Annotated in this window: 23 protein-coding genes; 11 read left to right on the top strand and 12 right to left on the bottom strand. The window is 72.2% G+C overall.

Annotated features, from left to right (window positions below; all coding sequences use genetic code 11):
- Nucleotide 1: 1 nt before the first annotated feature.
- The 4 genes from ISU07_RS07990 to gatC all read right to left on the bottom strand — a co-directional run bounded on the left by ISU07_RS07990 (nt 2) and on the right by gatC (nt 5,110).
- Nucleotides 2-1,357 (bottom strand): prenyltransferase/squalene oxidase repeat-containing protein, encoded by a 1,356-nt coding sequence (locus ISU07_RS07990; RefSeq protein WP_194706251.1) that lies wholly within the window; start codon nt 1,355-1,357, stop codon nt 2-4.
- Between the two features lie 353 nt (nt 1,358-1,710).
- Nucleotides 1,711-3,240, bottom strand: coding sequence for an Asp-tRNA(Asn)/Glu-tRNA(Gln) amidotransferase subunit GatB (gene gatB / locus ISU07_RS07985; RefSeq protein WP_194706250.1), 1,530 nt, complete (start codon nt 3,238-3,240; stop codon nt 1,711-1,713).
- The gene (gene gatA, locus ISU07_RS07980) at nt 3,237-4,787 is read right to left on the bottom strand and encodes an Asp-tRNA(Asn)/Glu-tRNA(Gln) amidotransferase subunit GatA (RefSeq protein WP_194706249.1); all 1,551 of its coding nucleotides are present in this window, start codon (nt 4,785-4,787) and stop codon (nt 3,237-3,239) included. Before gatA ends, gatB begins: the two co-directional genes overlap by 4 nt.
- 14 nt (nt 4,788-4,801) lie before the next feature.
- Nucleotides 4,802-5,110, bottom strand: coding sequence for an Asp-tRNA(Asn)/Glu-tRNA(Gln) amidotransferase subunit GatC (gene gatC, locus ISU07_RS07975; protein WP_194706248.1), 309 nt, complete (start codon nt 5,108-5,110; stop codon nt 4,802-4,804).
- Nucleotides 5,111-5,177: 67 nt separating this feature from the next.
- Between gatC and ISU07_RS07970 the strand changes: the two genes are divergently transcribed.
- The 5 genes from ISU07_RS07970 (at nt 5,178) to ISU07_RS07950 (ending at nt 9,680) form a co-directional block, all read left to right on the top strand.
- On the top strand, nt 5,178-5,708 hold the full coding sequence (locus tag ISU07_RS07970) for a SigE family RNA polymerase sigma factor (protein ID WP_194706247.1): 531 nt from the start codon (nt 5,178-5,180) through the stop codon (nt 5,706-5,708).
- The gene (locus tag ISU07_RS07965; RefSeq protein WP_194706246.1) at nt 5,701-6,819 is read left to right on the top strand and encodes a YncE family protein; all 1,119 of its coding nucleotides are present in this window, start codon (nt 5,701-5,703) and stop codon (nt 6,817-6,819) included. The genes ISU07_RS07970 and ISU07_RS07965 overlap by 8 nt, the downstream gene beginning before the upstream one ends.
- A gap of 105 nt (nt 6,820-6,924) precedes the next feature.
- A complete protein-coding gene (locus ISU07_RS07960) occupies nt 6,925-7,293 on the top strand; it encodes a YciI family protein (protein ID WP_194706245.1) in 369 nt (122 codons plus the stop codon).
- Nucleotides 7,290-8,534 carry an RNA polymerase sigma factor gene (locus tag ISU07_RS07955; RefSeq protein ID WP_194706244.1) on the top strand — a complete coding sequence of 415 codons (1,245 nt, stop codon included), beginning with the start codon at nt 7,290-7,292 and terminating at the stop codon, nt 8,532-8,534. Before ISU07_RS07960 ends, ISU07_RS07955 begins: the two co-directional genes overlap by 4 nt.
- 21 nt (nt 8,535-8,555) lie before the next feature.
- Nucleotides 8,556-9,680, top strand: a complete 1,125-nt coding sequence (locus tag ISU07_RS07950) for a mycothiol transferase (RefSeq protein WP_194706243.1) — start codon at nt 8,556-8,558, stop codon at nt 9,678-9,680.
- Nucleotides 9,681-9,741: 61 nt separating this feature from the next.
- On the opposite strand, the gene ligA is transcribed toward ISU07_RS07950, so the two are convergent.
- The gene (gene ligA, locus ISU07_RS07945; protein WP_194706242.1) at nt 9,742-11,847 is read right to left on the bottom strand and encodes an NAD-dependent DNA ligase LigA; all 2,106 of its coding nucleotides are present in this window, start codon (nt 11,845-11,847) and stop codon (nt 9,742-9,744) included.
- Between the two features lie 71 nt (nt 11,848-11,918).
- On the opposite strand from ligA, the gene ISU07_RS07940 reads away from it, so the two are divergent.
- Entirely contained in the window at nt 11,919-12,545 is a 627-nt protein-coding gene (locus ISU07_RS07940; protein ID WP_323742489.1) for an alpha/beta hydrolase, read from the top strand.
- Nucleotide 12,546: 1 nt separating this feature from the next.
- Here the strand turns inward: ISU07_RS07940 and ISU07_RS07935 are convergent, their stop codons facing one another.
- Nucleotides 12,547-13,398 carry a hypothetical protein gene (locus tag ISU07_RS07935; protein ID WP_194706241.1) on the bottom strand — a complete coding sequence of 284 codons (852 nt, stop codon included), beginning with the start codon at nt 13,396-13,398 and terminating at the stop codon, nt 12,547-12,549.
- Nucleotides 13,388-13,885 carry an RNA polymerase sigma factor gene (locus ISU07_RS07930; RefSeq protein WP_194706240.1) on the bottom strand — a complete coding sequence of 166 codons (498 nt, stop codon included), beginning with the start codon at nt 13,883-13,885 and terminating at the stop codon, nt 13,388-13,390. Before ISU07_RS07930 ends, ISU07_RS07935 begins: the two co-directional genes overlap by 11 nt.
- 194 nt (nt 13,886-14,079) lie before the next feature.
- On the opposite strand from ISU07_RS07930, the gene ISU07_RS07925 reads away from it, so the two are divergent.
- The 5 genes from ISU07_RS07925 (at nt 14,080) to ISU07_RS24730 (ending at nt 20,664) form a co-directional block, all read left to right on the top strand.
- Complete coding sequence (locus tag ISU07_RS07925) at nt 14,080-14,718, top strand: TetR/AcrR family transcriptional regulator (RefSeq protein ID WP_194706239.1); 639 nt, start codon at nt 14,080-14,082, stop codon at nt 14,716-14,718.
- 11 nt (nt 14,719-14,729) lie between these two features.
- Nucleotides 14,730-16,412: an MFS transporter gene (locus tag ISU07_RS07920; protein ID WP_194706238.1), complete on the top strand. Its 1,683-nt coding sequence runs from the start codon at nt 14,730-14,732 to the stop codon at nt 16,410-16,412.
- Nucleotides 16,413-16,629: 217 nt separating this feature from the next.
- Complete coding sequence (locus ISU07_RS07915) at nt 16,630-17,793, top strand: glycoside hydrolase family 16 protein (protein ID WP_194706237.1); 1,164 nt, start codon at nt 16,630-16,632, stop codon at nt 17,791-17,793.
- A gap of 180 nt (nt 17,794-17,973) precedes the next feature.
- Nucleotides 17,974-19,209 (top strand): glycoside hydrolase family 16 protein, encoded by a 1,236-nt coding sequence (locus ISU07_RS07910; RefSeq protein ID WP_194706236.1) that lies wholly within the window; start codon nt 17,974-17,976, stop codon nt 19,207-19,209.
- Between the two features lie 252 nt (nt 19,210-19,461).
- The gene (locus ISU07_RS24730) at nt 19,462-20,664 is read left to right on the top strand and encodes a glycoside hydrolase family 16 protein (protein WP_194706235.1); all 1,203 of its coding nucleotides are present in this window, start codon (nt 19,462-19,464) and stop codon (nt 20,662-20,664) included.
- Nucleotides 20,665-20,879: 215 nt separating this feature from the next.
- On the opposite strand, the gene ISU07_RS07900 is transcribed toward ISU07_RS24730, so the two are convergent.
- The 5 genes from ISU07_RS07900 to ISU07_RS07880 form a co-directional block, all read right to left on the bottom strand.
- Nucleotides 20,880-21,869, bottom strand: coding sequence for a methionine synthase (locus ISU07_RS07900; RefSeq protein WP_194706234.1), 990 nt, complete (start codon nt 21,867-21,869; stop codon nt 20,880-20,882).
- Nucleotides 21,866-22,975 (bottom strand): tRNA 2-thiouridine(34) synthase MnmA, encoded by a 1,110-nt coding sequence (gene mnmA, locus ISU07_RS07895; protein ID WP_194706233.1) that lies wholly within the window; start codon nt 22,973-22,975, stop codon nt 21,866-21,868. The genes ISU07_RS07900 and mnmA overlap by 4 nt, the downstream gene beginning before the upstream one ends.
- Nucleotides 22,972-24,192, bottom strand: a complete 1,221-nt coding sequence (locus ISU07_RS07890) for a cysteine desulfurase family protein (protein ID WP_194706232.1) — start codon at nt 24,190-24,192, stop codon at nt 22,972-22,974. The genes mnmA and ISU07_RS07890 overlap by 4 nt, the downstream gene beginning before the upstream one ends.
- A 68-nt stretch (nt 24,193-24,260) precedes the next feature.
- Complete coding sequence (locus tag ISU07_RS07885) at nt 24,261-24,716, bottom strand: hypothetical protein (protein ID WP_194706231.1); 456 nt, start codon at nt 24,714-24,716, stop codon at nt 24,261-24,263.
- Nucleotides 24,717-24,780: 64 nt separating this feature from the next.
- A complete protein-coding gene (locus ISU07_RS07880; protein ID WP_194706230.1) occupies nt 24,781-25,452 on the bottom strand; it encodes a hypothetical protein in 672 nt (223 codons plus the stop codon).
- Between the last annotated feature and the right edge of the window lie 4 nt (nt 25,453-25,456).

The following is a 25,456-nucleotide window of genomic DNA, read 5'->3' as shown; positions in this document are numbered from 1 at the left end:
CTCAGCCGGTGACGCGGACGGTGACGTCGCGACGCTGGTTGCCGACCCAGACGTGGAAGGTGCGAGCGCCGGGGTCGGAGGCCACCACGAACGTGACCTGGCTGGTCGCCTTCCGCCCCGAGAAGAACTCGTACGAGGACGCGCCCTCGACCACGCACACCCGCTGGCCCGGCGCCACGCCGGTGAGCGAGATCCGCAGCTTCGCACCCGACGCGACGCTGCCCGGCGCCCGTGCCGTCAAGGTGCCGGTCGCCGCGGGCGCGAGCGTGAGCACCGGCAGCGCCTGCGCCGAGGCGCGCCGCCACTGGTCCTGGTCCTTCTTCTTGATGCCGAAGCCCTGGGCGGTGCCGTAGGCGTCCTGGTCGTAGGCGATCGCGCCGCCCTGTTTGGCCAGCTTCTTGGCGCACGGGTTCACCGCGACCTGCAGGTTGCGCACCCAGACGGCCGCCTTGGTCGCCGCTCCCAACGCGCCGGCGCTGGTCAGTGCCCAGCCCGCAAGACCGGTGCTGTTGGTGTTGGCGTCCTTCGTCGACGTGCCGCCGCCGAACGACCCGTTGGGCGCCTGCACGCCGGTCAGCCACGCGACGGCCTTCTTCGTCGCCTGCTCGGCCGGTGCTCCCGGGACGTTGCGCAGCGCGAGCACGGCGATGGCCGTCGCGTCGGTGTCGGCGGCCCGCTGACGCTTGGGCGCGCCGTCGCAGGTCTGGTCCTTGGCGGTCTTGTCGGCGGTGAAGCCCAGGCGGAAGTAGCCGGCGGAGCACTGCTGGTCCAGCAGGAACGACGCCACCGGGGCAGCCTTCGGGCTGTCAGCCAGGGCGAGCACCTCGGCGGCGTACGCCTGGCCGATGACGTTGGCGTAGTCCCCGCCGGACGCGCTCGTCGGGTCGTAGGCGTCCTCGATGCGGCCGGTGATCGGCGCCGCCGACGCGACCCTGCCCTCGAGCTGGCTGACCAGGTCGAGACCGCCGAACGCGCGCGGGTCCTTCCCGTGCACCTGGGCGAGCCAGGCCGCCTTCGCGGTGGCGCCGGCGTAGATGCCCTGGTCGCCGTCGCCGACGTAGAACGCGACGTTCCTCGCCACGGCCCGGGTGATGGCCGCACTGACCTCGGGCTTCTTGTGGGCGGCGTGCAGCCCGAGGGCCACGTCGATCGAGAGGCCGATGTCGTCGAACTGGTACTGCTCGTTGTGCACCAGGTTCTTGGTGAGCTGGCCGGTCAGCCAGGAGGCGCCCTGGGACACGGGCTTCTGGTCGATCGTCGCGGCCTGGGCCGCGGGCCCCGACAGCACGAGGGTCGCGGCGGTGACTCCGGCCGCGAGGGTGGCCCAGGTACGGGCCAGGGGACGTGAGGCGGACATGCTTTCCTTCCCGCTGCTGCAGCGGGAGGGACGCCGGCACGCTGCCGGTGAGCCACCCGCTGCGTTCCTCGACAGCGTGTGTTTCAGGACGCTCGGCTGTGGGTGCTCCGGCTCGCCACCCTGCTGAGAGCTGGGTGGCCTACGGTTGCGGGTCAGCGCCGGAATTCGACCGGCTTCCCCCGACAGCGGGCGTGTTGTTGTCGCTCCCGGTCGGGAGCGCGCTCACCCTACCGCGACTACTCGGTGGTTGAGGTGTGAGGGCCGCCAGGCCCGAGCCTCGAAACCACCCCGTCGATGCTGTGGTGGTTTCGAGGCTCGTCGCTGGCGCTCCTCGCACCTCAACCACCGGATGCTCAGGTCAGCTTCTCCAGCACCAGCTCGCGGACGCGGGCGGCGTCGGCCTGGCCCTTCATCTCCTTCATGACCGCGCCGATGAGGGCACCGGCGGCGGCGACCTTGCCGTCGCGGATCTTGTCGGCGACGTCGGGGTTGGCGGCGATGGCGTTGTCGACGGCAGCCGAGAGGGCGCCCTCGTCGGAGACGATGGCCAGGCCGCGGGCGGCGACGATCTCGTCCGGCGTACCCTCCCCCGCGACCAACCCGTCGAAGACCTGGCGCGCGAGCTTGTCGTTGATCGCGCCCTCGTCGACCAGCGCCTGCACGCGGGCCACGTGGGCAGGGGTCACGCCGAGTGCGGAGATGTCGGTCTCGGTCTCGTTCGCCCGCCGCGCCAGCTCGCCGAGCCACCACTTGCGAGCGGCCTGGGGCGTGGCGCCCGCGGCGATGGTCGCCTCCACCAGTCCGAGGGCCCCGGCGCCGACGGTGTCGCGCATGTCGAGGTCGGAGAAGCCCCACTCCGCCTGTAGCCGGGCGCGCCGCTCGTGCGGCGGCTCGGGCAGCGAGGCCCGCAGCCGCTCCACCCACTCCTTGTCCGGCGCGACGGGGACGAGGTCGGGCTCGGGGAAGTACCGGTAGTCCTCGGCGTCGGACTTCTCACGCCCGGACGTCGTGATGCCGGTGTCCTCGTGCCAGTGCCGCGTCTCCTGGAGGATCGGCCGTCCGGACGTCAGCACGGCGGCGTGCCGCTGCACCTCGTACCTCACGGCGCGCTCCACCGAGCGCAGCGAGTTCACGTTCTTGGTCTCCGTCCGCGTGCCCAGCGAGTGTCGGCCGGTGTTGTCGGACTCGGAACCGTCGTCCCGCGGCGCCAGCGACAAATTCACGTCGCAGCGCAGCGAGCCCTGCTCCATCCGTACGTCGCTCACACCGAGGCCGAGCAGCAGGTCCCGCAGCTGCGCGACGTACGCCTTGGCCACCAGCGGCACGATCTCGCGCGTGCCAAGGATCGGCCTGGTGACGATCTCGATGAGCGGGATGCCGGCGCGGTTGTAGTCGACCAGCGAGTAGTCGGCACCGTGGATGCGGCCGGTCGCACCGCCGACGTGCAGCGACTTCCCGGTGTCCTCCTCCATGTGCGCTCGCTCGATGTCCACGCGCACCGTCTGCGGGCCCTCCGGACCCTCGACCACGACGTCGGTCCAGCCGTTGAAGGCGATCGGCTCGTCGTACTGCGAGGTCTGGAAGTTCTTCGGCATGTCCGGGTAGAAGTAGTTCTTCCGCGCGAACCGGCACCACTCCGCGATCTCGCAGTTGAGCGCCAGCCCGATCCGGATCGCCGACTCGACCGCGATCTCGTTGACGACCGGCATCGAGCCCGGCAGGCCCAGGCAGGTGGGGCACGTCTGCGTGTTCGGCTCCGCGCCGAACTCCGTCGGGCAGCCGCAGAACATCTTCGAGGCGGTGTTGAGCTCGACGTGGACCTCGAGGCCGAGGGCGGGGTCGAAGCGCTCCAGCGCCTCGTCGTACGACAGCAGCTCGCTCATGACGACGCCCCCTGGTCTCGTGACGGTCGCTGGGCAACCTCCCCGACCAGCGGCCGAGCCTGGTCGAGCAGCGGCCCGCCCCACTTCTGCAGCAGCGCGGCCTCCAGGGCCGCACCCACGCGGTACACCCGGTCGTCGGCCGTCGCCGGCGCCAGGATCTGCACGCCGGCGGGCAGGCCGTCCTCGTCGGCCAGGCCGCTCGGCACCGAGATGCCCGGTACGCCGGAGAGGTTGGCCGGGATCGTGGCCAGGTCGTTGAGGTACATCGCCAGCGGGTCGTCGACCTTCTCCCCCAGCTTGAACGCCGTCGTCGGCGCGGTCGGCGAGACCAGCACGTCGGCGTGCTGGAACGCCTGCTCGAAGTCGCGCGTGATCAGCGTGCGCACCTTCTGCGCCTGCCCGTAGTAGGCGTCGTAGTAGCCGCTGGACAGCGCGTAGGTGCCGAGGATGATGCGGCGCTTCACCTCGTCGCCGAAGCCCGCCTCGCGGGTCGCGCGCATCACGTCCTCGGCGCTGGGGTCGCCGTCCGGGGTAACCCGCAGGCCGTACCTCATCGCGTCGAAGCGGGCCAGGTTGCTGGACGCCTCGGCCGGGAGGATCAGGTAGTACGTCGCCAGCGCGTGCACGAAGTTCGGGCAGGAGACCTCGACCACCTCGGCGCCGGCGGCGACCATCAGGTCCACCGACTCCTGGAACCGGGTCAGCACGCCGTCCTGGTACCCCTCGCCGCCGAGCTCCTTGACCACGCCGACCCGGACGCCGCTGAGGTCGCCCTCGGCGCCGCGGCGGGCCGCGCCGACCAGGTCGGGCAGCGGCGCGTCGATGGAGGTCGAGTCCTTCGGGTCGTGCCCGCCGATCACGGTGTGCAGCAGCGCGGCGTCGAGCACGGTCCGGGTCACCGGGCCGGCCTGGTCGAGGGAGTTGGCCAGCGAGACGAGGCCGTACCGCGACACCCCGCCGTACGTCGGCTTCACACCGACCGTGCCCGTCACCGCACCCGGCTGGCGGATCGAGCCGCCGGTGTCGGTGCCGATCGCGAGCGGCGCCTCGTACGCCGCCAGCGCGGCCGCCGAACCGCCGCCGGAGCCGCCGGGGATGCGCGAGAGGTCCCAGGGGTTGCGGGTCGGGCCGTACGCCGAGTGCTCGGTCGAGGAGCCCATCGCGAACTCGTCCATGTTGGTCTTGCCGAGGATCGGCAGGCCGGCAGCCCGCAGCCGCGCGACGACGGTGGCGTCGTACGGCGGCACCCAGCCCTCGAGGATCCGCGAGCCGCACGTCGTGGGCAGCCCCTTGGTGGCCATCACGTCCTTGACCGCGATCGGCACACCGTCCAGCGGTGACTGCGCCTGGCCGGTCGCCCGGCGAGCGTCGGCGGCGGCCGCCTGCGACAGCGCACCCTCGGCGTCGACGACGAGGAAGGCGTGCACGTCCCCGTCCACCGCCGCGATCCGGTCCAGGTGTGCCTGGGTGACCTCGACCGAGGTCGTCTCCCCCGCCGCCAGCGCGTCGGCGAGCTCCGCGGCGGTCCTCCTGATGAGGTCGCTCACGACTTGTGGGGCATTCACTGCTCGTCCCCCAGGATCCTCGGCACCTTGAAGCGCTGCCCCTCCTGCTCGGGCGCGCCGGACAGCGCCTCCTCGGCCGTCAGTCCGGGCACCACGACGTCCGCACGGAACACGTTGGTCAGCGGCAGCGCGTGGGACGTCGGCGGGATGTCGTCGTCGGCCACGTCGCTGATGGAGGCGACCGACTCGAGGATCACCGACAGCTGCGGCGCGAGGTGGTCGAGCTCGGCGTCGGACAGGTCGATCCGGGCGAGCGTCGCCAGGTGGGCGAGCTCCTCCCTGCTGATCGAAGGGGTCTCGGGCATGCCGAGAATCCTAGGTGGGGCAACCGATCGGCCCGTCACGGCATCTTGCGAGGTGAAGGGAGGTCCCATGGCGCATCGGGTGTCGGACCAGGAGTTCACCGAGTTCGTGCAGGCCGCCTGGCCCGGCCTGTACCGCACGGCGTACCTCCTCCTCGGCGACCGCGGACTGGCCGAGGACCTCGTGCAGACCGCCTTGGCCAAGACGTACGCCGCGTGGCCCGGGGTGCGGGACGTCCAGGCCGCGCCGGGGTACGCCCGCACCACGCTGGTCAACACGGCGTCCTCGTGGTTCCGCCGCAAGTCGTGGCGCAACGAGCTGCCCCATGAGCTGGCCAGCGGGGAGCTGCCCGACGACGCGCAGGACCACGACCCGTCCGACCGCCCGGCCCTCCTCGAGGCCCTGGGCCACCTGCCACCGCGTCAGCGGGCCGTGGTGGTGCTGCGGTTCTACGAGGATCTCTCGGTCGCCGAGACCGCCCACGCACTCGGGTGCAGCGCGGGCACGGTCAAGAGCCAGACCTCCAAAGCCCTGGACACGTTGCGTCGCCTGCTCGGCGAGGCCGTCGTCCCCCTGACCACCGGAGCCACCCATGACTGAGCGACTCAGCGCCCTGCTGCACCAGGAGGCCGACAGCCTCGACGTCCCCACGCCGCTGGTCGGCGACGTGCTGACGGCCGGCCGGCGGGTGCGCCGACGCCGTCGGCTCACCCAGGGTGTCGCGGTGGTGGCGGTCCTGGCCGTGGCCGGCGGCACGGCCTTGCTCGTCGGGGGCGGATCGGACTCGCCGGACGCCCTGGTCGCCGACCCGGCACCGACCGGGACCGCGGACGTGGGAGCCGTGTTCTCCGTCGGCAACACCGTGTACCTGCACGGCGGCACCACGTCGGCCACCCTGCCCGAGGTGGTGCAGGCGATGTACCCGACGTCCGCGGGTGTCGTGCTCCGCACCAACAAGGACGGCTCGTCGGACGGAGGAGCGCCGTTCCACTTCGAGCTCGTCCGCCCGGACGGGACCGTGCAGGATCTCGGGCTCACGCTCGGTGAGGTGGTGCCGGCGACCGACCCGAACGAGCCGTACCTCGCGTACGCAGCCGCGCGAGGAGACTCCAGCCAGGTCGTCGTCGTCGACGTGACGAGCGGCGACGAGGTCGCCCGGGTCGACGTGCCGGACGAGTTCTCGTGGGGCGGCTGGGAGGCGCCGCCGGTCGGCCTCGCCGGCGACGTGGTCTACGTCGGCATGGACAAGAAGGCCGTGACGGTGAACTGGCGCACCGGCGAGTCGTCGACCAGCGACGTGGTGCCCGGGGGTGGCATCCCCATCGTCTCCGGCGGTCACGTGGTCGTCCAGCACGGTGAGAGCAAGCCCGTCTCGGTCGTCGACGCGACGACCGGTGCGACGCTCCTCGACGTCCGGGCCGGCGCCTACCCGTACGTCACGCTCTCGCCGGACGGCAGGTTCGCCAAGGTGGTCGACCAGGAGAAGGAGCAGGGCTTCGAGCTGTACACCGTCGAGACGGGGGCGTCCGTCCCCATCCACGGCGCACCCTGGGAGTTCGGCTGGACCTCGGACGGCGAGCTCTTCTCGGTGAGCAGTCAGGGTGTCGACGTGTGCTCCCCGACGACCGGCGAGTGCAGCGGATCGCCTCTCCCGGCGGGGGTCTCGGTGGACGGCGACCTGCGCGTGATGGGCTTGATGTACGAGAGCTGAGAAGTTCTTCGAGAAGGCTGTCGATTTCCGGGCCGCACCGGCGCCGTACGTGGTGAACACTGTCCCCGACCCGTTCCCGGGAAGGGCCCGACGAGAGGGATCCCCATGAAGTACGTCTTGATGTTCACCAGGCGGCCCGACCTCGACGCCACCGTCGACCCCGAGGTCGGCCAGGCGGTCTACAAGAAGGTCTACGAGTGGTTCCAGGAGAACGGCGACACGTTCACCGACTCCGGCGCCGAGCTGCTCGGCATCGAGACCGCGACGACGGTCAAGCACGGCGAGGACGGCCCGGTCGTGGTCGACGGCCCGTTCAACGAGGCCAAGGAGGTCGTCGGCGGCTTCAGCGTCATCGACGTGGCCGACATGGACGCCGCCATCGCGCTGGTGAGGACCTGGCCGCAGCTCGAGCTCCCCGGCGTGGCCGTCGAGATCCGGCCGATGGTCGAGGACTACTCGCAGTTCGACGAGTGAGCGACCGGGCGGCCCGGCACTCCGACGGGCTCCTCGCGCACACCCTGCGCGAGGAGTCCGGCGTCCTGGTCGCCCGGCTGGCCCGGCAGTTCCGGGACTTCGACCTCGCCGAGGAGGCCGTGCAGACCGCGGTCACCGAGGCGCTGGAGACCTGGCGCCGCCAGGGAGCTCCGGACAACCCGGCCGCCTGGCTCCAGACCGCGGCCCGGCACAACGCACTGGACCTGGTACGCCGGCGCTCGCGCCAGGACGCGCTGGCGACGCGCGTGGTGTCAGAGCCCGCGGCGTACGACGGCACGACGGCCACCGACGACCGCATCGCCCTCCTGTTCGCCTGCTGCCACCCCGCACTCGCGCCCGAGGCGAGGCTGGCGCTGACGCTGCGCGCCGTGGTCGGCATGACGACCCCGCAGATCGCGAGGGCGTTCCTGGTCAACGAGCGCACGCTGGCCCAGCGGATCGTGCGCGCGAAGCGCAAGATCGTGACCGCCGGCATCGCGCTCACCGTGCCGGCGGACGACGTGCTGAGCGAGCGGCTCGGGGACGTGCTGGCCGTCGTGTCCCTGATGTACAACGAGGGCTTCGTCTCCTCCGACGGCCCGACGCAGGACCGCGACCTCGCCGGCGACGCGGTCTGGCTGGCGGGCGTGGTCGCGACCAGCCTGCCGCGGGAGGCCGAGGCCTGGGGGCTCGCGGCACTGCTGACGTTCCAGCACGCGCGCGCCGCGGCACGCTTCTCCGCGGACGGTGCGCTGGTGCTGCTGCCCGACCAGGACCGCTCGCGCTGGGACCACCGGGCGATCGCCGCCGGCGAGGCGATGCTGGAGCGGGCCGCCGAGCTGCACGCCTCCGGTCCCTGGCAGCTGCGCGCCGCGATCGCCGCCTGCCACGCCACCGCCCCGTCGTGGGCGGAGACCGACTGGCTCCAGATCGTCGCCCTGTTCGAGGTGCTGGCGGCCCACGACCCCAACCCCGTGGTCCGGCTGAACCGGGCGGTCGCCCTGTCCCACCTCGGCCCCGAGCACGTCGCCCGGGCGCTCGACGATGTTGATGCGCTGGCCGTACGGCTGGACGAGTACCACCTGTTCCACGCCACCCGCGCCCAGCTGCTCACCCGGCTGGGCCGCGACGACGAGGCGGCGGCCGCGAACACCCGCGCCCTCGCGCTCACCGGGAACGACGCCGAACGCCGGCTGCTGGCCACCCGCCTGCACCGCCACCCGCTGACCGACGGCTCCTAGCCCCGCTGCCATCCTCTCCGCGTGGAGAGCCGTGCAGAGCAGACCCTGGTCGGTACCGAGCGCGAGCAGCTCGAGGCGTTCGTCGAGGACAACCGCGCCGAGATCCTCGCGCTCCTCGACGGGCTGACCGAGGAGCAGGCGCGCCGTCGGCTGGTGCCGTCGAGGACCACGCTGCTGGGGCTGGTCAAGCACGCGGCGTTCGTCGAGGGCGTGTGGTTCCCGGTCGCGCTCGACGGACGCACCCGCGACGAGCTGGGCCTCCCGGACCACCCGGACGCGTCGTTCGAGCTCACCGACGAGGACACCATCGCGTCGGTGTCGGCGCAGTACCGCGCCGCGGCCGAGGAGTCCCGCCGCGTCGCCGCGTCGTACGCCCTCGACGACCTCGCCCTCCACAACCGCCGCGGCCCGCTCACCCTGCGCTGGGTGCTGGTCCACCTGGTCGAGGAGCTGGCCCGGCACGCCGGCCACGGCGACATCCTGCGCGAGCAGGTCCTCGCCGGCGACCGGGGCGGGCGTCCGATCTCGTTCGGCGCGAGGTCGCTGCGCGACGAGTACGCCGCGGCGGGGGCCGCCCTGGTGTCGCTGGCCGCGTCGGTGCCGGCATCGGGGTGGGACTCCCCCGGCCTGGGCGAGTGGACCGTGCGCGACCTGGTCGGCCACGCGGGCCGGTCGTTCGTGACCGTCTCGACGTACCTGACCTCGGGGCGTGGCAAGACCCCCGAGCTCGACCACCCCCTGGACTACGCGAGGGTCTTCCGGCTCGCGCACGCCGACCCCGACGCGATCACCGAGCGCGGTCGCCAGGCCGGCCGCGACCTCGGGCCCGACCCGGTCGCCGGGCTCCGGGCGCAGTACGACGCCGCGGTCGCCGCCGTCGAGGCGCACCCCGACGACGCGCCCGTCGACACCCCGGCGGGCGTGATGAGGCTGGCCGACTACCTGCCGTCGCGGGTCTTCGAGCTCGTCGTGCACACCGACGACCTCGCCCGCGCCCTCGGTGCCTCGGCACCGGGCTCGGTACCCGCCCGCACCATCGCCACCACCTTCGCCGCGGCCCTCGCCGCCGAGGGCCGCGAGGACGCGGTCCTGCTCCGCGGTCTCACCGGCCGTGGCGACCTCCCCGAGGACTTCACGGCCCTCTGACCTCGATTCGTCAGCGCTCCTCCGGGTGCGCGCAGCGCCGCGATCTCTGACGAATCGCCCTTCAGAGCCCGCTCGGCCCCGCCTCCAGCAGCACCTTGAACCCGGCCTCGTCGAGCACGGGGACGCCGAGCTGCTCGGCCTTGTCGGCCTTCGAGCCGGCGTTCTCGCCGACGACGACGTAGTCGGTGTTCTTCGAGACCGAGCCCGCCGCCTTGCCGCCGCGGGCCAGGATCGCCTCCTTGGCGGAGTCGCGCGAGAAGTCGTCGAGCGAGCCGGTGACCACCACGGTCAGGCCCTCCAGCGTCCGTGACGTCGACTCGTCCCGCTCGTCCTCCATGCGGACGCCGGCCGCGCGCCACTTGTCGACGATGGCGCGGTGCCAGTCCCGCTCGGGCCCGTCGAACCACTGCCGCACCGACTCCGCGATCGTCGGCCCGACCCCCTCGGCCGCAGCCAGGGCCTCCAGCGACGCGGACTCGATGGCCGACATCGACCCGAACTCCGCCGCCAGCGCCCGCGCCGCCGTCGGGCCCACGTGCCGGATCGAGAGGCCGACGAGCACCCGCCACAGCGGACGGTCCTTCGCGGAGTCGAGGTTGTCGAGGAGGCGCTGGCCGTTGGCCGACAGCTGCGGCCCGTCCTCGCCCTTCTTCGGCGCCCGCGTGAACAGCTCGGCCTGCTTGAGCTTGTCCTCGGTGAGGTCGAAGACATCGCCCTCGTTGGCGATCACCTTCGCCGACCAGAGGGCGTACGCCGCCTCCGAACCCAGCCCCTCGATGTCGAACGAACCTCGCCCCGCGACGTGGAAGACCCGGTCCAGCACCTGCGACCGGCAGAACTCGTGGTTGGGGCAGCGGAGGTCCTTGTCGCCCTCCTTCTCCTGCACCAGCTCGGTGTCGCAGGCGGGACAGCGGGTGGGCATCTCCCACTCGGGCAGCCCCTCGGGCCGCAGCGCCAGCACCGGCCCGACGATCTCGGGGATCACGTCGCCGGCCTTGCGCAGCACCACGGTGTCGCCGGGGCGGACGTCCTTGCGCCTGACCTCGTGCGCGTTGTGCAGCGTCGCCCGCTCGACCGTCGACCCCGCCACCTTGGTCGGCGACATCACCCCGAACGGCGTGACGCGACCCGTGCGCCCGGTGTTCACCTCGATCGAGAGGAGCTTGGCGTTGACCTCCTCGGGCGGGTACTTGAAGGCGATCGCCCACCGCGGCGCCCGCGAGGTCGACCCGAGCCGACGCTGCAGCGAGACCTCGTCCACCTTGACGACCACCCCGTCGATCTCGTGCTCGACGTCGTGGCGGTGCTCGCCGTAGTAGTCGATGAACTCCCGCACCTCCTTCAGCGACCCCAGCACCCGCACCCGGTCGGAGGTGGGCAGGCCCCAGGCCTTCAGCGCGTCGTACGCCGCGGACTGGGCCGTCGGCTCGAACCCCTCGCGCGCGCCGATGCCGTGGCACACCATCCCGAGGGCCCGGGTGGCGGTGACCCGGGGGTCCTTCTGGCGCAGCGAACCTGCGGCCGCGTTGCGCGGGTTGGCGAAGACCGGCTTGCCGGCGTCGGTCATCGACTCGTTGAGCCGCTCGAACGCCTGCGTGGGCAAGAACACCTCGCCGCGCACCTCGACCAGCGCGGGCACGGGGTGCTCCTTCGTCCCCTTCAGTCGGTGCGGCACCGACTCGATCGTCTTCACGTTCGGCGTGACGTCCTCACCCGTCCGCCCGTCACCCCGCGTCAGGGCCCGGACGAGGCGGCCGTCCTCGTAGAGCAGGTTGATCGCCAGGCCGTCGACCTTCAGCTCGCAGAGCAGCGCTGGGTCGGTGATGCCGTCGCGCTCGATGCGGGAGTACCAGGACTGCATCTCCTCGTCGGTGAACGCGTTGTCGAGGCTCTCCATCGGGCGGATGTGGTCGACCGCGGTGAAGTCGGTGGACACCGCACCGCCGACCTTCTGCGTCGGCGAGTCGGGGGTGCGCAGCTCCGGGTGCTGCTCCTCGAGCGCCTCGAGCTCGCGCAGTCGCTTGTCGAAGTCGGCGTCGTCGATCGTGGGGTCGTCCAGCACGTAGTAGCGCCAGCGGGCGTCCTCGATCTGCTCGCTCAGCTCCTGGTGGCGCGAGCGTGCCTCGGCGGGGGTCCCCTGCTGGTCGGTCGGCGAGTCGTCTGCCACAGGGACATCTTGCCCGCTGGTACGGACAGCCCATCCGGGAAGGACGCCGCACCGAATACGGTTCCGTGACCGTGACCTCCGAGAGCACCGTGCACTGGACGAAGTACGACGCCTCCATCCGGCCCGAGGCCCTCATCCTGATGCTGCACGGGGGCAAGGACCGCGGCCAGCAGGTCGTCGACGGCCGCAGCGCGTCCTGGCGCCGTTCGGCCTCGATGCAGCGCGAGATCGCGCGCGGCGCCCAGGAGGCCGGGGCGAGCACCTGGCTGCTGCGCTTCAACCGTCGCGGGTGGAACGGCGGTACCGACCGCATCGCCGACGCCCGCCGCGCCCTGGACGACGTGCGTCGCGAGCTCGGCGACGTCCCCGTCGTGCTGCTCGGTCACTCGATGGGCGGACGCACCGCTGTGCACGTGGCCGACGACCCCAGCGTCCGCGGCGTGGTCGCGCTCGCCCCGTGGCTGCCTCCGGGCGAGAGCGTCGCGGCGCTCGCCGGCAAGAGCCTGTACGCCGCGCACGGCCGGCGCGACCGCATCACGTCCGCACGAGCGACCGCGGCGTACGTGCAGCGAGCTGCCGAGGTGGCGGCGCACGCCGAGTTCCGTGACATGGGACCGCTGGGTCACTACCTCCTGCGCGGCCGCCGGGCCTGGAACGACGTCGCGCTCCAGGCCTCGCTGCGGGTGCTGGCCGGGTAGGTCACGGCAGGACGAAGGTCAGGGACTGGACGATCCCCACCAGCTCCTGCTCCTCGGCCGGCGTGACGCCCGGCCCATGGGTGGCCGCGATGGTGATCCGGTGGCCGCCGACCTCCACCACCCAGATCAGGCTGGTCCAGCCCGGGAGCTCACAGGCCTGTACCGCGCCCGTGGCCTCCGCCGCCACGGGCACGGTGCCGCCCGTGCACGGAGCAGAGACGCCCGGAGCGCCGCGGCCATGGAGACGGACGAAGTGGCCCGGGTACCCGTCGACGGTCGCGGGCACGGGGCCGGTGTGCGTGACCTTCGCCAGGCCCGCCAGCGCGACGGCGAGATCCCGGGTGGTGGGGCCCGGCCGGACCCGGCGTTGGGTGCAGGGATCGGGACGCACCTGCCGGACGTCGGCGAACATGTCCAGGCGCATGGTGGCGTCCTCGCCGGCCGGGCCGGTGGCGAAGGCGTAGACGTCGTCCTGACCCCAGCCGGACGGCACGTCCACCTCGAACTGCAGGTCGAGCAGGCCGCCCGTCGCGGACAGCATCCTCGCCCGGTAACGGCCCACGTTGAGCGCCGCCGGCGCGGCGTACATCCCTCGGTTGACCAGGTCGCGCGCCTCCACCTGGTCGACGTGGTCGACGGGGTCCGGCGTGTCCGCCCGGGGGCGCCAGTCGTGGCCGAGCACGAGGACGGTCGCGACCACGGCGGCGGCGAGCCCCCCGATGTACGCCGCGCGCCGCCGCCGTGCCCTCGTCGTGGCCCGGGACAGGACGCGCTCGAGCTCGGTCTCGACCTCGGGCCGGAGGTCGGGGAGCCGGGACACCAGCAGCCCGCGCAGCTCGTCGTCAGCCAGCATCGCTGCTCACCCCCCGGTCGGCCGGTCCGAGAACCTCGCTGAGGCGCGAGCGGGCCATGAACAGGTGCTGCCGGACGGTCGCCTCGGAGATCGCCATCAGGTCAGCGACCTCGTCCACCGGGCGGTCGTCGAGGTAGAAGAGCGCCACGGCAGCGCGTTGGCGCGGTGGGAGGTCGCCGACGGCCCGTAGCAGGTCCAGGTCGGGCAGGCGGTCGTCGAGGCCCTGGTCGACCAGCACCAGGGTGGGTCGCTGGCGCCGCTCGCGCTCGGCACGGCGGATCGCGTCGCGCACGACCACCTTGCGCACCCACGCGACCGGGTGGTCGTAGCGAATCGCGGCGGCCCAGCGCTCGTAGAGCCGCACGAACCCGTCTTGCGTGACCTCCTCCGCGCGGCCGCGGTCGCGCAGCACGAGGAAGGCCGTCCGGAGCACCGACGGGTACGCCGAGCGGAACACCTCCTCGAACTCACCACGGTCGGTGCGCATCCGGACTCCTCGTGCCGCTCCTACGGTCTCCCCCATCCCGAGGCCTGACCAGGCTGCGGCGTTCAGTCGGACCCAGGTGGTCCAGACCGGTTCACCCGATGTCGATGAAACGGAATTGTTCCATCGGGGGTCGTGGTTGTACGGTTCTGACGAAACGAAACCGTTTCGTTTCATCGACGTGAAGCAGGAGCACCGTGTTCCCCTATCCGTACCCCGCCGGCCCCGGCGCCGCCCTGACCGTCGAGGGCAGCCGCCCCCGGGTCGAGGGCGACCGCGAGCAGGAGATCTTCGACGCCACCCTCCAGGTGCTCGAAGAGGTGGGCTACGACCGGCTGACCATGGACGCCGTCGCCACCGCGGCCCGCGCGTCCAAGGCCACGCTGTACCGCCGCTGGAACGGCAAGGTCGCCCTCGTCATCGACGCCCTGCTGTCACAGAAGGGCCCGCACGAGGTGCCGGACACCGGCACCCTGCGCGGTGACCTGCTGGCGACGTTCTGCGGCGTCGGCGGCCTGACCGACCACAGCGCCGTGGCGACGTTCGCCAGCGTGCTGACCGCGATCAGCCGCGACGCCGAGTTCGCCGCCGCCTTCCGGGAGAAGGTCATCGCCCCCAAGGCGGCGCGGGGCCGCGAGGTCTTCGAGCGGGCCCAGGCCCGTGGCGAGCTCAAGGAGGGCGTCGACCTCGACCTGCTGGCGCCCGCGCTCGCGGGCATCTGCCTGCACCGACTCTTCCTGATGGGGCTCCCGCCCGACCAGGAGCTCATCCGCCGCGTGGTCGACCAGATCATCCTGCCCGCGGCTCTCAAGGACCCACACCAGATAGAGAACTGAGGAAACCTTTCATGTCCGACGACACCGTCGTCGGCGACGGCCTCTCCGAGGCCGCTGTCGACGCGCCAGAAAACGGCCGCGCGCGGCACCTGGGCCTCGCCCTGGTCCTGATCACCGTGGCCCAGCTGATGGTGGTGCTCGACGCCACCATCGCCAACATCGCCCTGCCGTTCATCGGCAAGGACCTCGACATCAGCGGCATCAACCTGACGTGGATCATCACCGGCTACACGCTGGTCTTCGGTGGCCTGCTGCTGCTCGGCGGCCGGCTCGCCGACCTGTACGGCCGTCGCCGCATCTTCATGATCGGCCTGGTCGTGTTCGCCGTCGCCTCCATGCTCGGTGGGCTGGCGCAGAACGAGACGCTGCTGCTCGGCGCCCGTGGCCTCCAGGGCCTCGGCGCGGCGCTGGCCTCCCCGGCGGCGCTGGCGCTGATCACCACGACGTTCCCGGCCGGCCCGGCCCGCAACCGCGCGTTCGCCGTGTACGCCGCCATGTCGGGCGCCGGCGCGGCCGTCGGCCTGATCCTCGGTGGCTGGCTGACCGGCTCGGACTTCAGCATCTTCGGCGCCGACGTCCACGGGTGGCGGATGACGTTCCTGATCAACGTCCCCATCGGCATCGTGACCGCTCTCCTGGCCCCGCGCTTCCTGCCCGAGTCCGAGACCCACCCGGGTCAGCTGGACGTGCCCGGTGCCATCACCGGGACCGGCGGCCTGCTCGCGATCGTCTTCGGCCTCACCCACGCCGGCAACCCGTCGTACGGCTGGGGCGACCCCTGGACGATCACCAGCCTGGTGGCCGGCGCCGTCCTGCTGGCCCTGTTCGTGGCCGTCGAGTCCCGGGTGGAGCACCCGCTGCTCCCGTTCCGGATCTTCGCCAACCGCACGCGGGCCGCGAGCTTCGCGGCGATGGCCCTGCTGCCGGCCGCGATGTTCTCGATGTTCTTCTTCCTGAGCCTGTTCATCCAGAACGTCATGGGCTACAGCCCGCTGAAGACCGGCGTGGCGTTCCTGCCGTTCAGCGTCGGCATCATCGTCAGCGCGACGATCGTGTCCAGCCTGGTCAACCGCATCGACGCGCGCTACATCGCCGGCACCGGCACGCTCGTCGCCGCGATCGCGCTGTTCGGGTTCTCCCGGCTGAGCGTCCCGGACAGCGAGAGCAGCGTCCTCCAGGCGGTCCTGAGCGGTCAGCACCTCGGTGCCGACGTGGGCTACTGGACGCACGTCTTCCCGTTCGTGGTGCTGATGGCGCTCGGCATGGGCGCGGTGTTCGTGCCGCTGACGCTGACCGCGGTGCACCACGTGCGGTCGGAGGACTCGGGCATCGGCTCCGGTGTGCTGAACACCATGCAGCAGGTCGGCGGCGCCCTCGGGCTCGCGATCCTGAGCACGGTGGCCAGCCACTACACGACCGCGCGCATCGAGGAGACCGCGCCGGCCATCGGCCAGGGTCTCCAGAACGCCGACCCGGGTGTCCTCCAGCAGCTGATGGACGGCTTCGGCGTCGGGTCGGTGCAGGAGCTGGTCGGCCGGGTCTCGTACCTGGGCGCCTTCACCGAGGGAGCCACGGCGGCCTTCCTGGTCGGGGTCTTCCTGATGCTCGCGGGATCCGCGGTCGTCTGGGCCTTCCTCGACGTCAAGCACGAGGAGCTGGCCACCGACGGCCCGGAGGGTGTGCACGTCGGCTGAGACCGGCGGATCCGTCACCGGGTCTCGTGACGGGCGCCAGGACGCCCTCCTCGACCAGCGGTGAGCAGCAGGGCCCTCGGGGTGGGTTTGTTCCGCCCCGGGGGCCCTGTGCCACACTCGCTGGGCTTTCCCGGGACAGGCTTCTTCGCCGTCGGCCCCTCCCGATGAAGTCCTGACCCTGACCGAGGCGGCGGTCATCAGAGAGGGAAGTTGACTGTTGTCCCGAGCAGCCAAGCTGACCATCCCGATCCTCGTGCCGATCCTCGTGCTGGTGTTCGTCGCCGGCGGGGCGTTCGCGTACCTCCAGTTCTTCCGCGGCAGCGACGCCACCATCGAGGTGAAGGTGCTTCCGGGCATCGCCCAACCGGGTGCGGACCCCGCGTCCTCCGAGGAGGCGTCCGGCGTCGTGGCGGCGACGTTCGACCCCGCTGACAAGGGCGCCGAGGCGACCCTCGAGTCGCAGGAGGGCGGGTCCTGGAAGAAGGTCGGGACCGCCGAGCAGGACGAGGCCGGTCATGTCGCCTTCGACCTCCCGGCCGGCTCCGGTGCCGGCACGACGTACCGGGTCACCGGCGGCGGCGCCACCAGCGAGACCGTCGCCGGCGACGAGTGGGGAGCCCCCACGTTCGTCGACGAGTTCGACGGCGACGAGCTCTCGGACCAGTGGCTGACCCGCGGCGAGGGCGCGTACAACCCCGAGGGCCGCCGCGCCTGCTCGATGCCCTCCAGCGACGCGGTCGACGTCTCCGACGGCGTCCTCGGCCTGAGCGTGCTGGCCGACCCCGACCGCAAGGGCGACGTGTGCAACCCGGCCGAGACCGGCGGGAAGCCGAACGGGAAGTTCTCCTACCGCCTCAACGCCCAGCTGATGACCAACAACAAGTTCTTCAAGTACGGCGTGCTGGCGGCGCGCATCAAGTTCCAGGAGAGGCAGGGACAGCACGGCTCGCTGTGGATGCTGCCCGCCATCTCCGAGAGCACCACCGACTCCGCCAAGGGCGGCTCCGAGATCGACGTCATCGAGTACTTCGGGGACGGCGTGAAGAACGGCGGCCTGGCCAGCTTCATCTACAAGCTGACCACGGACGGGGCGGAGAAGGTCGGCGGCCAGCTGCCCGACCCCGACCAGTACCTCGCCGGCAAGGACGACAGCTGGTTCGACGACTACCACGTGTTCTCGGTCGAGTGGACCCCGACGGAGTACGTCTTCCGCATCGACGGGCAGGAGACGTTCCGCACCTCCGAGGGCATCTCGCGCCAGCCGGAGTTCCCGATCCTGAGCCTGCTCAGCTCCGACTACGAGCTCGAGCACCTCGGCGGGGAGAAGAACCTCCCGCAGACGATGAGCGTCGACTGGCTGAGGTTCTGGCAGGCCTCCTGACTCAACGGTCACCGGGATCCCGGACCCCGGTGACCGGTGTGAGAGACTGCCGCATCCGGGCGTCGCCCGCACATGGCTCCAGGGTGGCTTTCGGCCGCCCGAGCCCTCGGGACCAGTGTCCCGACGCACGCGTCAACAGGTCCATCTGAACGTCCAACACCCCGAGTGAAGGAAGTCCACATGCTGTCCAACCGCAAGAAGATCGCCGCGGTGGCGTCGCTCTCCGTGGCGACCGCCGGTCTGGCCGCCGCCCTCGGCGCCACCTCCGGAGCCTCCTCCGCGGCCGACATCCCCGCGCTCCAGCGCCGGGCCGCCGTGACGATCTCGATCGTCCCGGGCGCCATCGGCCCCGGCAGCGGGACCCAGAACGCCGCGGCCGCCAAGTGGGCCGTGGTCGGCAAGTACGGCGCCGCGAAGGCCGGCAAGAAGGCCGTCCTCCAGCGCCTCTCCGGCACGACCTGGAAGACGGTCGACAAGACCGAGATCGGCAAGAACGGCGAGGTCGTCTTCGGCGTCCCCGGCACCAAGGGCGTCAGCTACCGGATCGACGGCCCCGGCGCCGCGAGCACCGCGGTCACCACCGACGCGTGGGGCACCCCGCTCGACTTCGTCGACAACTTCGCCGGCAGCCGCCTCAACAGCGCCTACTGGGAGCAGCGCGGCACGGAGTACCAGCCGGAGTCCCGGCGCACGTGCGCCAAGGGCGACCCGAAGGCCGTCAAGGTCGGCGGCGGCATCGCCAAGCTGAGCGTGATCGTCGACAAGAGCCGCAAGACGCTGTGCAAGCCGCCGAAGCCCAACAACCCGAAGAAGATCTTCGGCAAGTTCAAGTGGCGGCTGAACGCCAATATCGGCGCCAAGACCTCCATCACCTACGGCGTGACGGCCGCGCGCATCAAGTTCCAGCCGCTCCAGGGCCAGCACGCCTCGCTGTGGATGCAGCCGGCGGCCGGCGACGGCTCGCGCAACCCGGTCACCGCGGGCACCGAGATCGACATCATCGAGTGGTTCGGCAAGGACACCCCCGGTGGCGGCCTGACCAGCTTCATCTACGCGCCGAGCTACCTGGGCGACAAGTTCGCCCTCGGCGGCAACAGCGGGTTCATCAAGAACCCCGAGCAGTACCTCACCAGCGAGAAGGACGACTGGTACAAGCGCTACCACGTGTTCTCGGTCGAGTGGAACCCGCAGGGCTACATCTTCCGCATCGACGGCATGGAGACCGGCCGCATCAACAAGGGCGTCTCCGCCGTCGCGGAGTACCCGATCCTCAGCCTGCTCAGCTCCGACTACGAGCTGAAGAAGCTGGGCGACGAGAAGAACCTGCCCCAGACGATGAGCGTCGACTGGATCCACACCTGGCAGGACCCGGCGCACATCCCCACCACGCCGGTCACGCCGACGCCCGTTCCCTGATCGTCTGACAGGGGCGGTCCCACGCACCACCGCCGAGGCCCGGTCACCCGCTGTGGGTGACCGGGCCTCGGAGCGTCCGAGAGGGTGGCCACGGGTACCCCAGGTGGCCCTGGGGGACGGGTGGACTGGTCCACCGCCCAGTTGCCAGGATCCGCTCACCAGCGTGCTCGAGCCGTGCCACACTCCCGATCTGGGTAGGAGCTCTGCTCCGACGGTCGACCCAACCCCCCGCAACGACCTGGAGGACCCCCCGTGCCGGTACGACCCACGCTTCGGCGGCCCCTGAGCGCCGCTCTCGTGGCGCTGACCGCCAGCGCCGCCGTGGCCACCCTCAGCCAGAACTCCCAGGCAGCCCAGGCCCAGCAGGCCAGCATCGTCATCCTGCCCGGCATCGTGCAGCCCGGCCCCAAGACCGCGAACGCCGACAAGGCGCTGGCCGCGGTCGTCGCCACCTTCAGCCCCGCGAAGCGCGGCCGCGCCGTCGAGCTCCAGCGCCAGTCCGGCAGCAAGTGGGTCAAGGTCGCCACCGGCGTGCAGGACCGCAGCGGCAAGGTCGAGTTCGCCGCACCCGCCGGCACCGCCACCGCCCCGATCACCTACCGCGCCGTCGCCCCGAAGGGCGACGGCCTCGGCTCGGTGACCAGCCGCGCCGTGGGCACCTCCACGTGGGGTCCGGCCACCTTCACCGACCAGTTCACCGGCACGACGCTGAGCGCGAACTGGGTGCACCGCAAGCAGGAGTACGAGCCGCAGTCGATGCGCAACTGTTCGAAGGGCTCCCCCGCCGCGACCCGCGTGTCGCAGGGCACCCTCAAGCTGATGGTCATCCGCGACACCGCGCTGCCGCCCGCCTCCTGCCCGGCGTACAAGGCCGACGGGACCTTCATCGGCAACTTCGACTACCGCCTCAACGGCCACGTCTCGACGCAGGGGCACGCGTTCCTCAAGTACGGCGTCGTGGCGGCGCGCATCAAGTTCCAGGCGCGCCAGGGCCAGCACGCCTCGCTGTGGATGCAGCCCGAGGACCCGATCTACGGCGCACCCGACGCCCTCACCGGCGGCGCCGAGATCGACGTGATCGAGTACTTCGGCGACGGCGTGAAGAACGGCGGCCTCACCAGCTTCATCTACAACCCGACGCCGTCCGGCGTGCCGCAGAAGATCGGCGGTTGGATCAAGAAGCCCGAGCGCTTCCTGACCGAGAAGAAGGACGGCTGGTCCAAGCGCTACCACGTGTTCTCCGTGGAGTGGTCGCCGACGGCCTACGTCTTCCGTATCGACGGTCGCGAGACCAACCGCATCACGACCGGCATCTCCGGCGTGGCGCAGTACCCGATCCTCAGCCTGCTGAGCTCCGACTACGAGCTGAAGAAGCTGAAGGGCGAGCAGAACCTGCCGCAGGCCATGTCGGTGGACTGGGTCCGCTTCTGGCAGGCGCCGGGCGTGACGCCCTAGCAGCCGTCTCGTTCAACCCCGTGTGGGGCTCGAGGGCCCGGCCACGTGTCTGCCGACGGACGTGACCGGGCCCTCCTGGCTCCCCGCTCTGCCACCCGCCGGTCGAGGAAGGCGCGCCAGCGCCTGTCACGAGACCCGGTGACGCGACCGCCGACCTCTCGCTCGGTCTCGTGACATCGGTGGTCGAGCTCGTCGAGACCTCCTCGACAGCGGGGTCAGGAGAGGTGCTGCGCGATCTCGCGAGAGAGCGCGAGAGCGCGGCGGGCCCAGTCCGGGGTGGCGCCGGCCAGCCCGCAGGCGGGCGTCACGAGCAGCCGCCGGGACGCCACCTCGGGGTCCAGGCCGAGCATGTCGAGCCACGCGAGCACCTGGTCGGTGAGCACGCGGTCCGTGGGCGGCTGAGCCGGGCCGAGGGAGGGTACGACGCCCAGCGCGACGCCGTCGCCGGCCTCGAGCGCCTCACCGAGGACGTCGCGGTCCTCGGCCGCGAGGACGGAGAAGTCGACCGACAGGCCCCGGGCACCGGCACCGCGGAGCAGGGCCCACGGCGTCCCGGGCGCGCAGGCGTGCACCCAGGGCTCCGCTCCCGACTCGACGGCCGCCTCGAAGACCCACTCCAGGTGCTGGGACAGCTCGGGCGGGTGCACCGTCCGGTGCCGGCCGAAGCCGGACGCGGTCGGCACCTGGGCGTTCATCACCGCGGCCAGAGCGGGCTCGTCGACCTGGAGGACGACCGGACCGGCGCCGGTGACCCGGCGGCGCACGTCCGCGACGTGGGTACGGACGCCCTCGGCCAGCGCCTGCGCCAGGTCGCGACGGGCGCCGTGGTCGGCGAGCACCTTGTCGCCGCGTGGTCGCTCGACCGTGGCCGCCAGCGTCCAGGGGCCGGCCACCTGCACCTTGAGGTGGCCCTGGTAGCCGTCGAGCTGCTCCTCGAGCTGGTCGAGGTCCTGGGCGAGCAGGCTGCGGGCCCGGCGCTGGTCGACGCCGGTGCCTCCCCCGGGGCCGGTGAGCCGCCAGCCGGCCGGCTGGAGGTCGGAGGGGAGGTCGACCAGGGCCAGCGCCCGCGCGGTCATGGTCGCGGTCGCGCCGCGCTCGGGCAGCTCGGGCAGGTGCGGGAGGTCGGGCAGCTCGCCGACCACCAGACGCACCGCCTCGGCGATGTCGGTCCCGGGGAGGGAGCCGACGCCGGTCGCGAGGGTCACGCGGGGACCCGCGTGCGCGAGGTCGCCGTGATGGTGGCCGAGCCGACCACGCGGCTGCCGTCGTACACGACCGCCGCCTGGCCGGGGGCGATCCCCTGCGCGGGCTCGAGCAGGTCGACGCTCACCCGGTCGCCGCCGTGGCTGGTTGTCACGACGGCCCGGTGCTCGGCGCCGTGGGCGCGCAGCTGGACGGTGCCCTCGAGGCGGTCCGGCGCCGAGCCGCACCAGCGCCCGTGGTCGGCCTCCAGGTGGTCCACGGTCAGCGCGTCGCGAGGTCCGACGCGGACCGTGCCGCTGACCGGCTCGATGTCCAGCACGAAACGCGGCTTCCCGTCGGGTGCCGGCCGTCCGATCCGCAGGCCCTTGCGCTGCCCGATCGTGAACCCGTAGGTGCCGCCGTGGTGGCCGAGCACCTCGCCGGTCGCATCGTCGACGATCTCGCCACCGTGGTTGGGCGCCCTGTCGCCGAGCTTCTCGCGCAGCCAGCCGGCGTTGTCGCCGTCGGCGACGAAGCAGATGTCGTGGGAGTCCGGCTTGTCGGCGACGCGAAGCCCGCGGCGGTCGGCCTCGCGGCGTACCTCCGGCTTCGGGGTGTCCCCCAGCGGGAACAGCGAGTGCCGGAGCTGGTCCTGGGTGAGCACGCCGAGCACGTAGGACTGGTCCTTGCCCGCGTCCTCGGCCCGGTGCAGCTCGACGGTGCCGTCCGCGCCGCCCTGCAGCCGGGCGTAGTGTCCGGTGGCCACCGCGTCGAAGCCGAGGCCGATCGCCCGGTCCAGCACCGCGGCGAACTTGATCTTCTCGTTGCAGCGCAGGCACGGGTTGGGGGTCCGCCCGGCGGCGTACTCGTCCATGAAGTCCTCGACCACGTCCGCGTGGAACCGTTCGCTCAGGTCCCAGACGTAGAACGGGATCCCGATGACGTCGGCCGCGCGGCGCGCGTCGTGGGAGTCCTCGAGGGTGCAGCAGCCGCGGGCGCCGGAGCGGTACGACGCGGGGTTGCGCGACAGGGCCAGGTGGATGCCGGTGACGTCGTGCCCCGCCTCGTGGGCGCGGGCGGCGGCGACGGCGGAGTCGACGCCGCCGGACATGGCGGCGACGACCCTCATCGGACGACGGGGTTTCTCGACGCCCGGGCCCGGTCGACGCACGGGCCGATGGCCGCGGCGAGCGCATCGACGTCGGCGTCGGTGCTGGTGTGCCCGAGGGAGAAGCGCAGCGAGCTGAGCGCGTCCTCCTCGTCCATGCCCATCGCCATCAGCACGTGCGAGGGCTGGGCCACGCCCGCCGAGCAGGCCGACCCGGTCGAGCACTCGATGTCGCGAGCGTCCAGCAGCATCAGCAACGAGTCGCCGGCGCAGCCCGGGAACCGCAGGTGCGCGTTGCCCGGCAGCCGGTCGGTGGGGTGGCCGTTGGCGATGGCGTCCGGCACCACCCGCTGGACCTCGGCCACGACCCTGTCGCGCAGGACGGCCAGCCGCTCGGCGTGCTCGGCCTGCGTCTTCACCGCGGCCTCGACCGCTGCGGCGAACCCGGCGACCGCCGGGGCGTCGAGGGTGCCGCTGCGGATGTCGCGCTCCTGGCCGCCGCCGTGCAGCAGCGCGGTGACCTCGAGCTCGCGGCGGACGACCAGCGCCCCCACGCCGTACGGCCCGCCCACCTTGTGACCGGTGATCGTCATCAGGTCCAGGCCGCTGGCCGCGAAGTCCACCGGCACCGAACCGAGCGCCTGCACCGCGTCGCTGTGCACCGGGATGCCGTGGGGTGTCGCCAGGGCGACGACGTCGGCGATCGGCTGGAGCGTGCCCACCTCGTTGTTGGCCCACATCACCGACACCAGCGCGACGCTCTCCGGGTCGCGCTCGATGCTCTCGCGCAGCGCCTCGACGACCAGCCGGCCCTGGGCGTCGACCGGCAGCAGCTCGACCTCGGCGCCCTCCTCCTCGGCCAGCCACATCAACGGGTCCAGCACGGCGTGGTGCTCCACCGCGGTCGACAGGATCCGCACGCGCCGCGGGTCCGTGTCGCGCCGCGCCCAGTAGGTGCCCTTGAGCGCCAGGTTGTCCGCCTCGGTGCCGCCGGAGGTGAACACCACGTCGCCGGGCCGGCAGTCGAGCGCCAGCGCGATCGTCTCCCGCGCCTCCTCGACGACCCGCCGCGCCCGTCGGCCGCTGGCGTGCAGCGAGCTCGGGTTCCCGGTCTCGCCCAGGTGACGGGTCATCGCCTCGATCGCCACGGGCAGCATCGGAGTGGTCGCCGCGTGGTCGAGGTACACCGGCTCCCCGGATCCCCCGGTCCCCGGCTCACCACCCGTCACGTCGTTCATCGCACTCGCAAGCGTACGGCGCGCCGTCGGCCCGCGGTGAACCCGCGGTCCGCGGGCCGATCCCCGGCTCAGGCGCAGCGCTCCACCGAGTCGACGTACAGACCCGACCCGCTGGAGGCGAAGGTCACGGTGGCCAGGATGGTGGCACCGGAGTCGTCGACGACCCATGCCGTGATCGGGTCACCGGGACCGGCGGGGGCGACCACGACCGCGCCGGACGGGATGCCGCTGTCGGCGGCGTGGGCGACAGCCTCCTCGGGCGTCTTCCAGCCCTTGGGGGCGCGGGCGTAGTCGATGCTGGACATCACGTGCGACTCGCAGCCGGTCGCGGGCCAGGTGGGCTCGGGGGCGGCGGTGGTCGCGGCGACCGTCGGGGACGCGGTCGCCGACGTCGGGGCTCCGTTGGGGTCAGTGGCCCCGGCGTCGGCGGCGCGCGAGCCCGTGGCAGAGCCGCAGCCGGAAAGCGTGGCGAGCGCGCCCAGGAGAAGGGCGGGCACGACGGCAGGGGCCAGGGCTCGGTTCATCAGGGGTCCTCCCGGGACGACAATCAGGTTGCCGATGAGACGGAACCGGGCGAGGGACGGTTCCTCAGGACAGCTGAGCGAGCCAGGCGTGCTCGGGATACAGGCGGGCGACGCTGTCGCGCAGCCAGCTACGGGCGTCCGTCCCCAGCAAGGGCAGGCAGCGAGCGAGGTCGCGGTCGTCCTTGCGCCGGCCGTTGCCCGCCTTGTAGAGCAGCGCAATCTCGGGGTTCACGTACCGGATGCCGTCGGCGGCCACCCAGGTCACGTCGTCGAGCGGTGCCACGTGGTCGGGGATCCGCTTGTTCGTCCAGAGGCCGTCCCGGTCCGGCGTGATCGGCAGGTCGATGACCCAGGGGTCGTGGGCGCTGCGACGCACCCAGATCTGGCTGTCGGGCGTGTGCGGCTCGGGGTAGTGGTCGTCCAGGGGCCGGAGCTGGCCGCTGTAGTTGCTCCAGAGGTGCCACTCCTCCTCGTCCACGTGCGCCCGGAAGGCCGGCACGTCGCACGCGAGGATGGTGAGGTCGACGTCCTCGTGCTGCCGTGGCGCGCCCGCGCCGCGGTCGAAGGTGAAGGCCTCGATCGACCAGCCCCCGACGATCCACCACGGACGCGGGAAGCCGGCCATGAACTCCGCGACCTGCCACGGGTCGAACGGCGCCAGGTCGCCGTACTTGCGGATGAACGCCCGCTCCTCGGCCTCCTCCTCGGGAGTGAAGGAGAGAGGCTCGCGGTCCATGCCG

Origin of the sequence: Nocardioides islandensis (genome assembly GCF_015352455.1) — a bacterium.
Lineage (GTDB): Bacteria > Actinomycetota > Actinomycetes > Propionibacteriales > Nocardioidaceae > Nocardioides > Nocardioides islandensis.
Note: the sequence above shows the minus strand (reverse complement) of the source record. Positions and strands in the feature narration are given on the sequence as shown.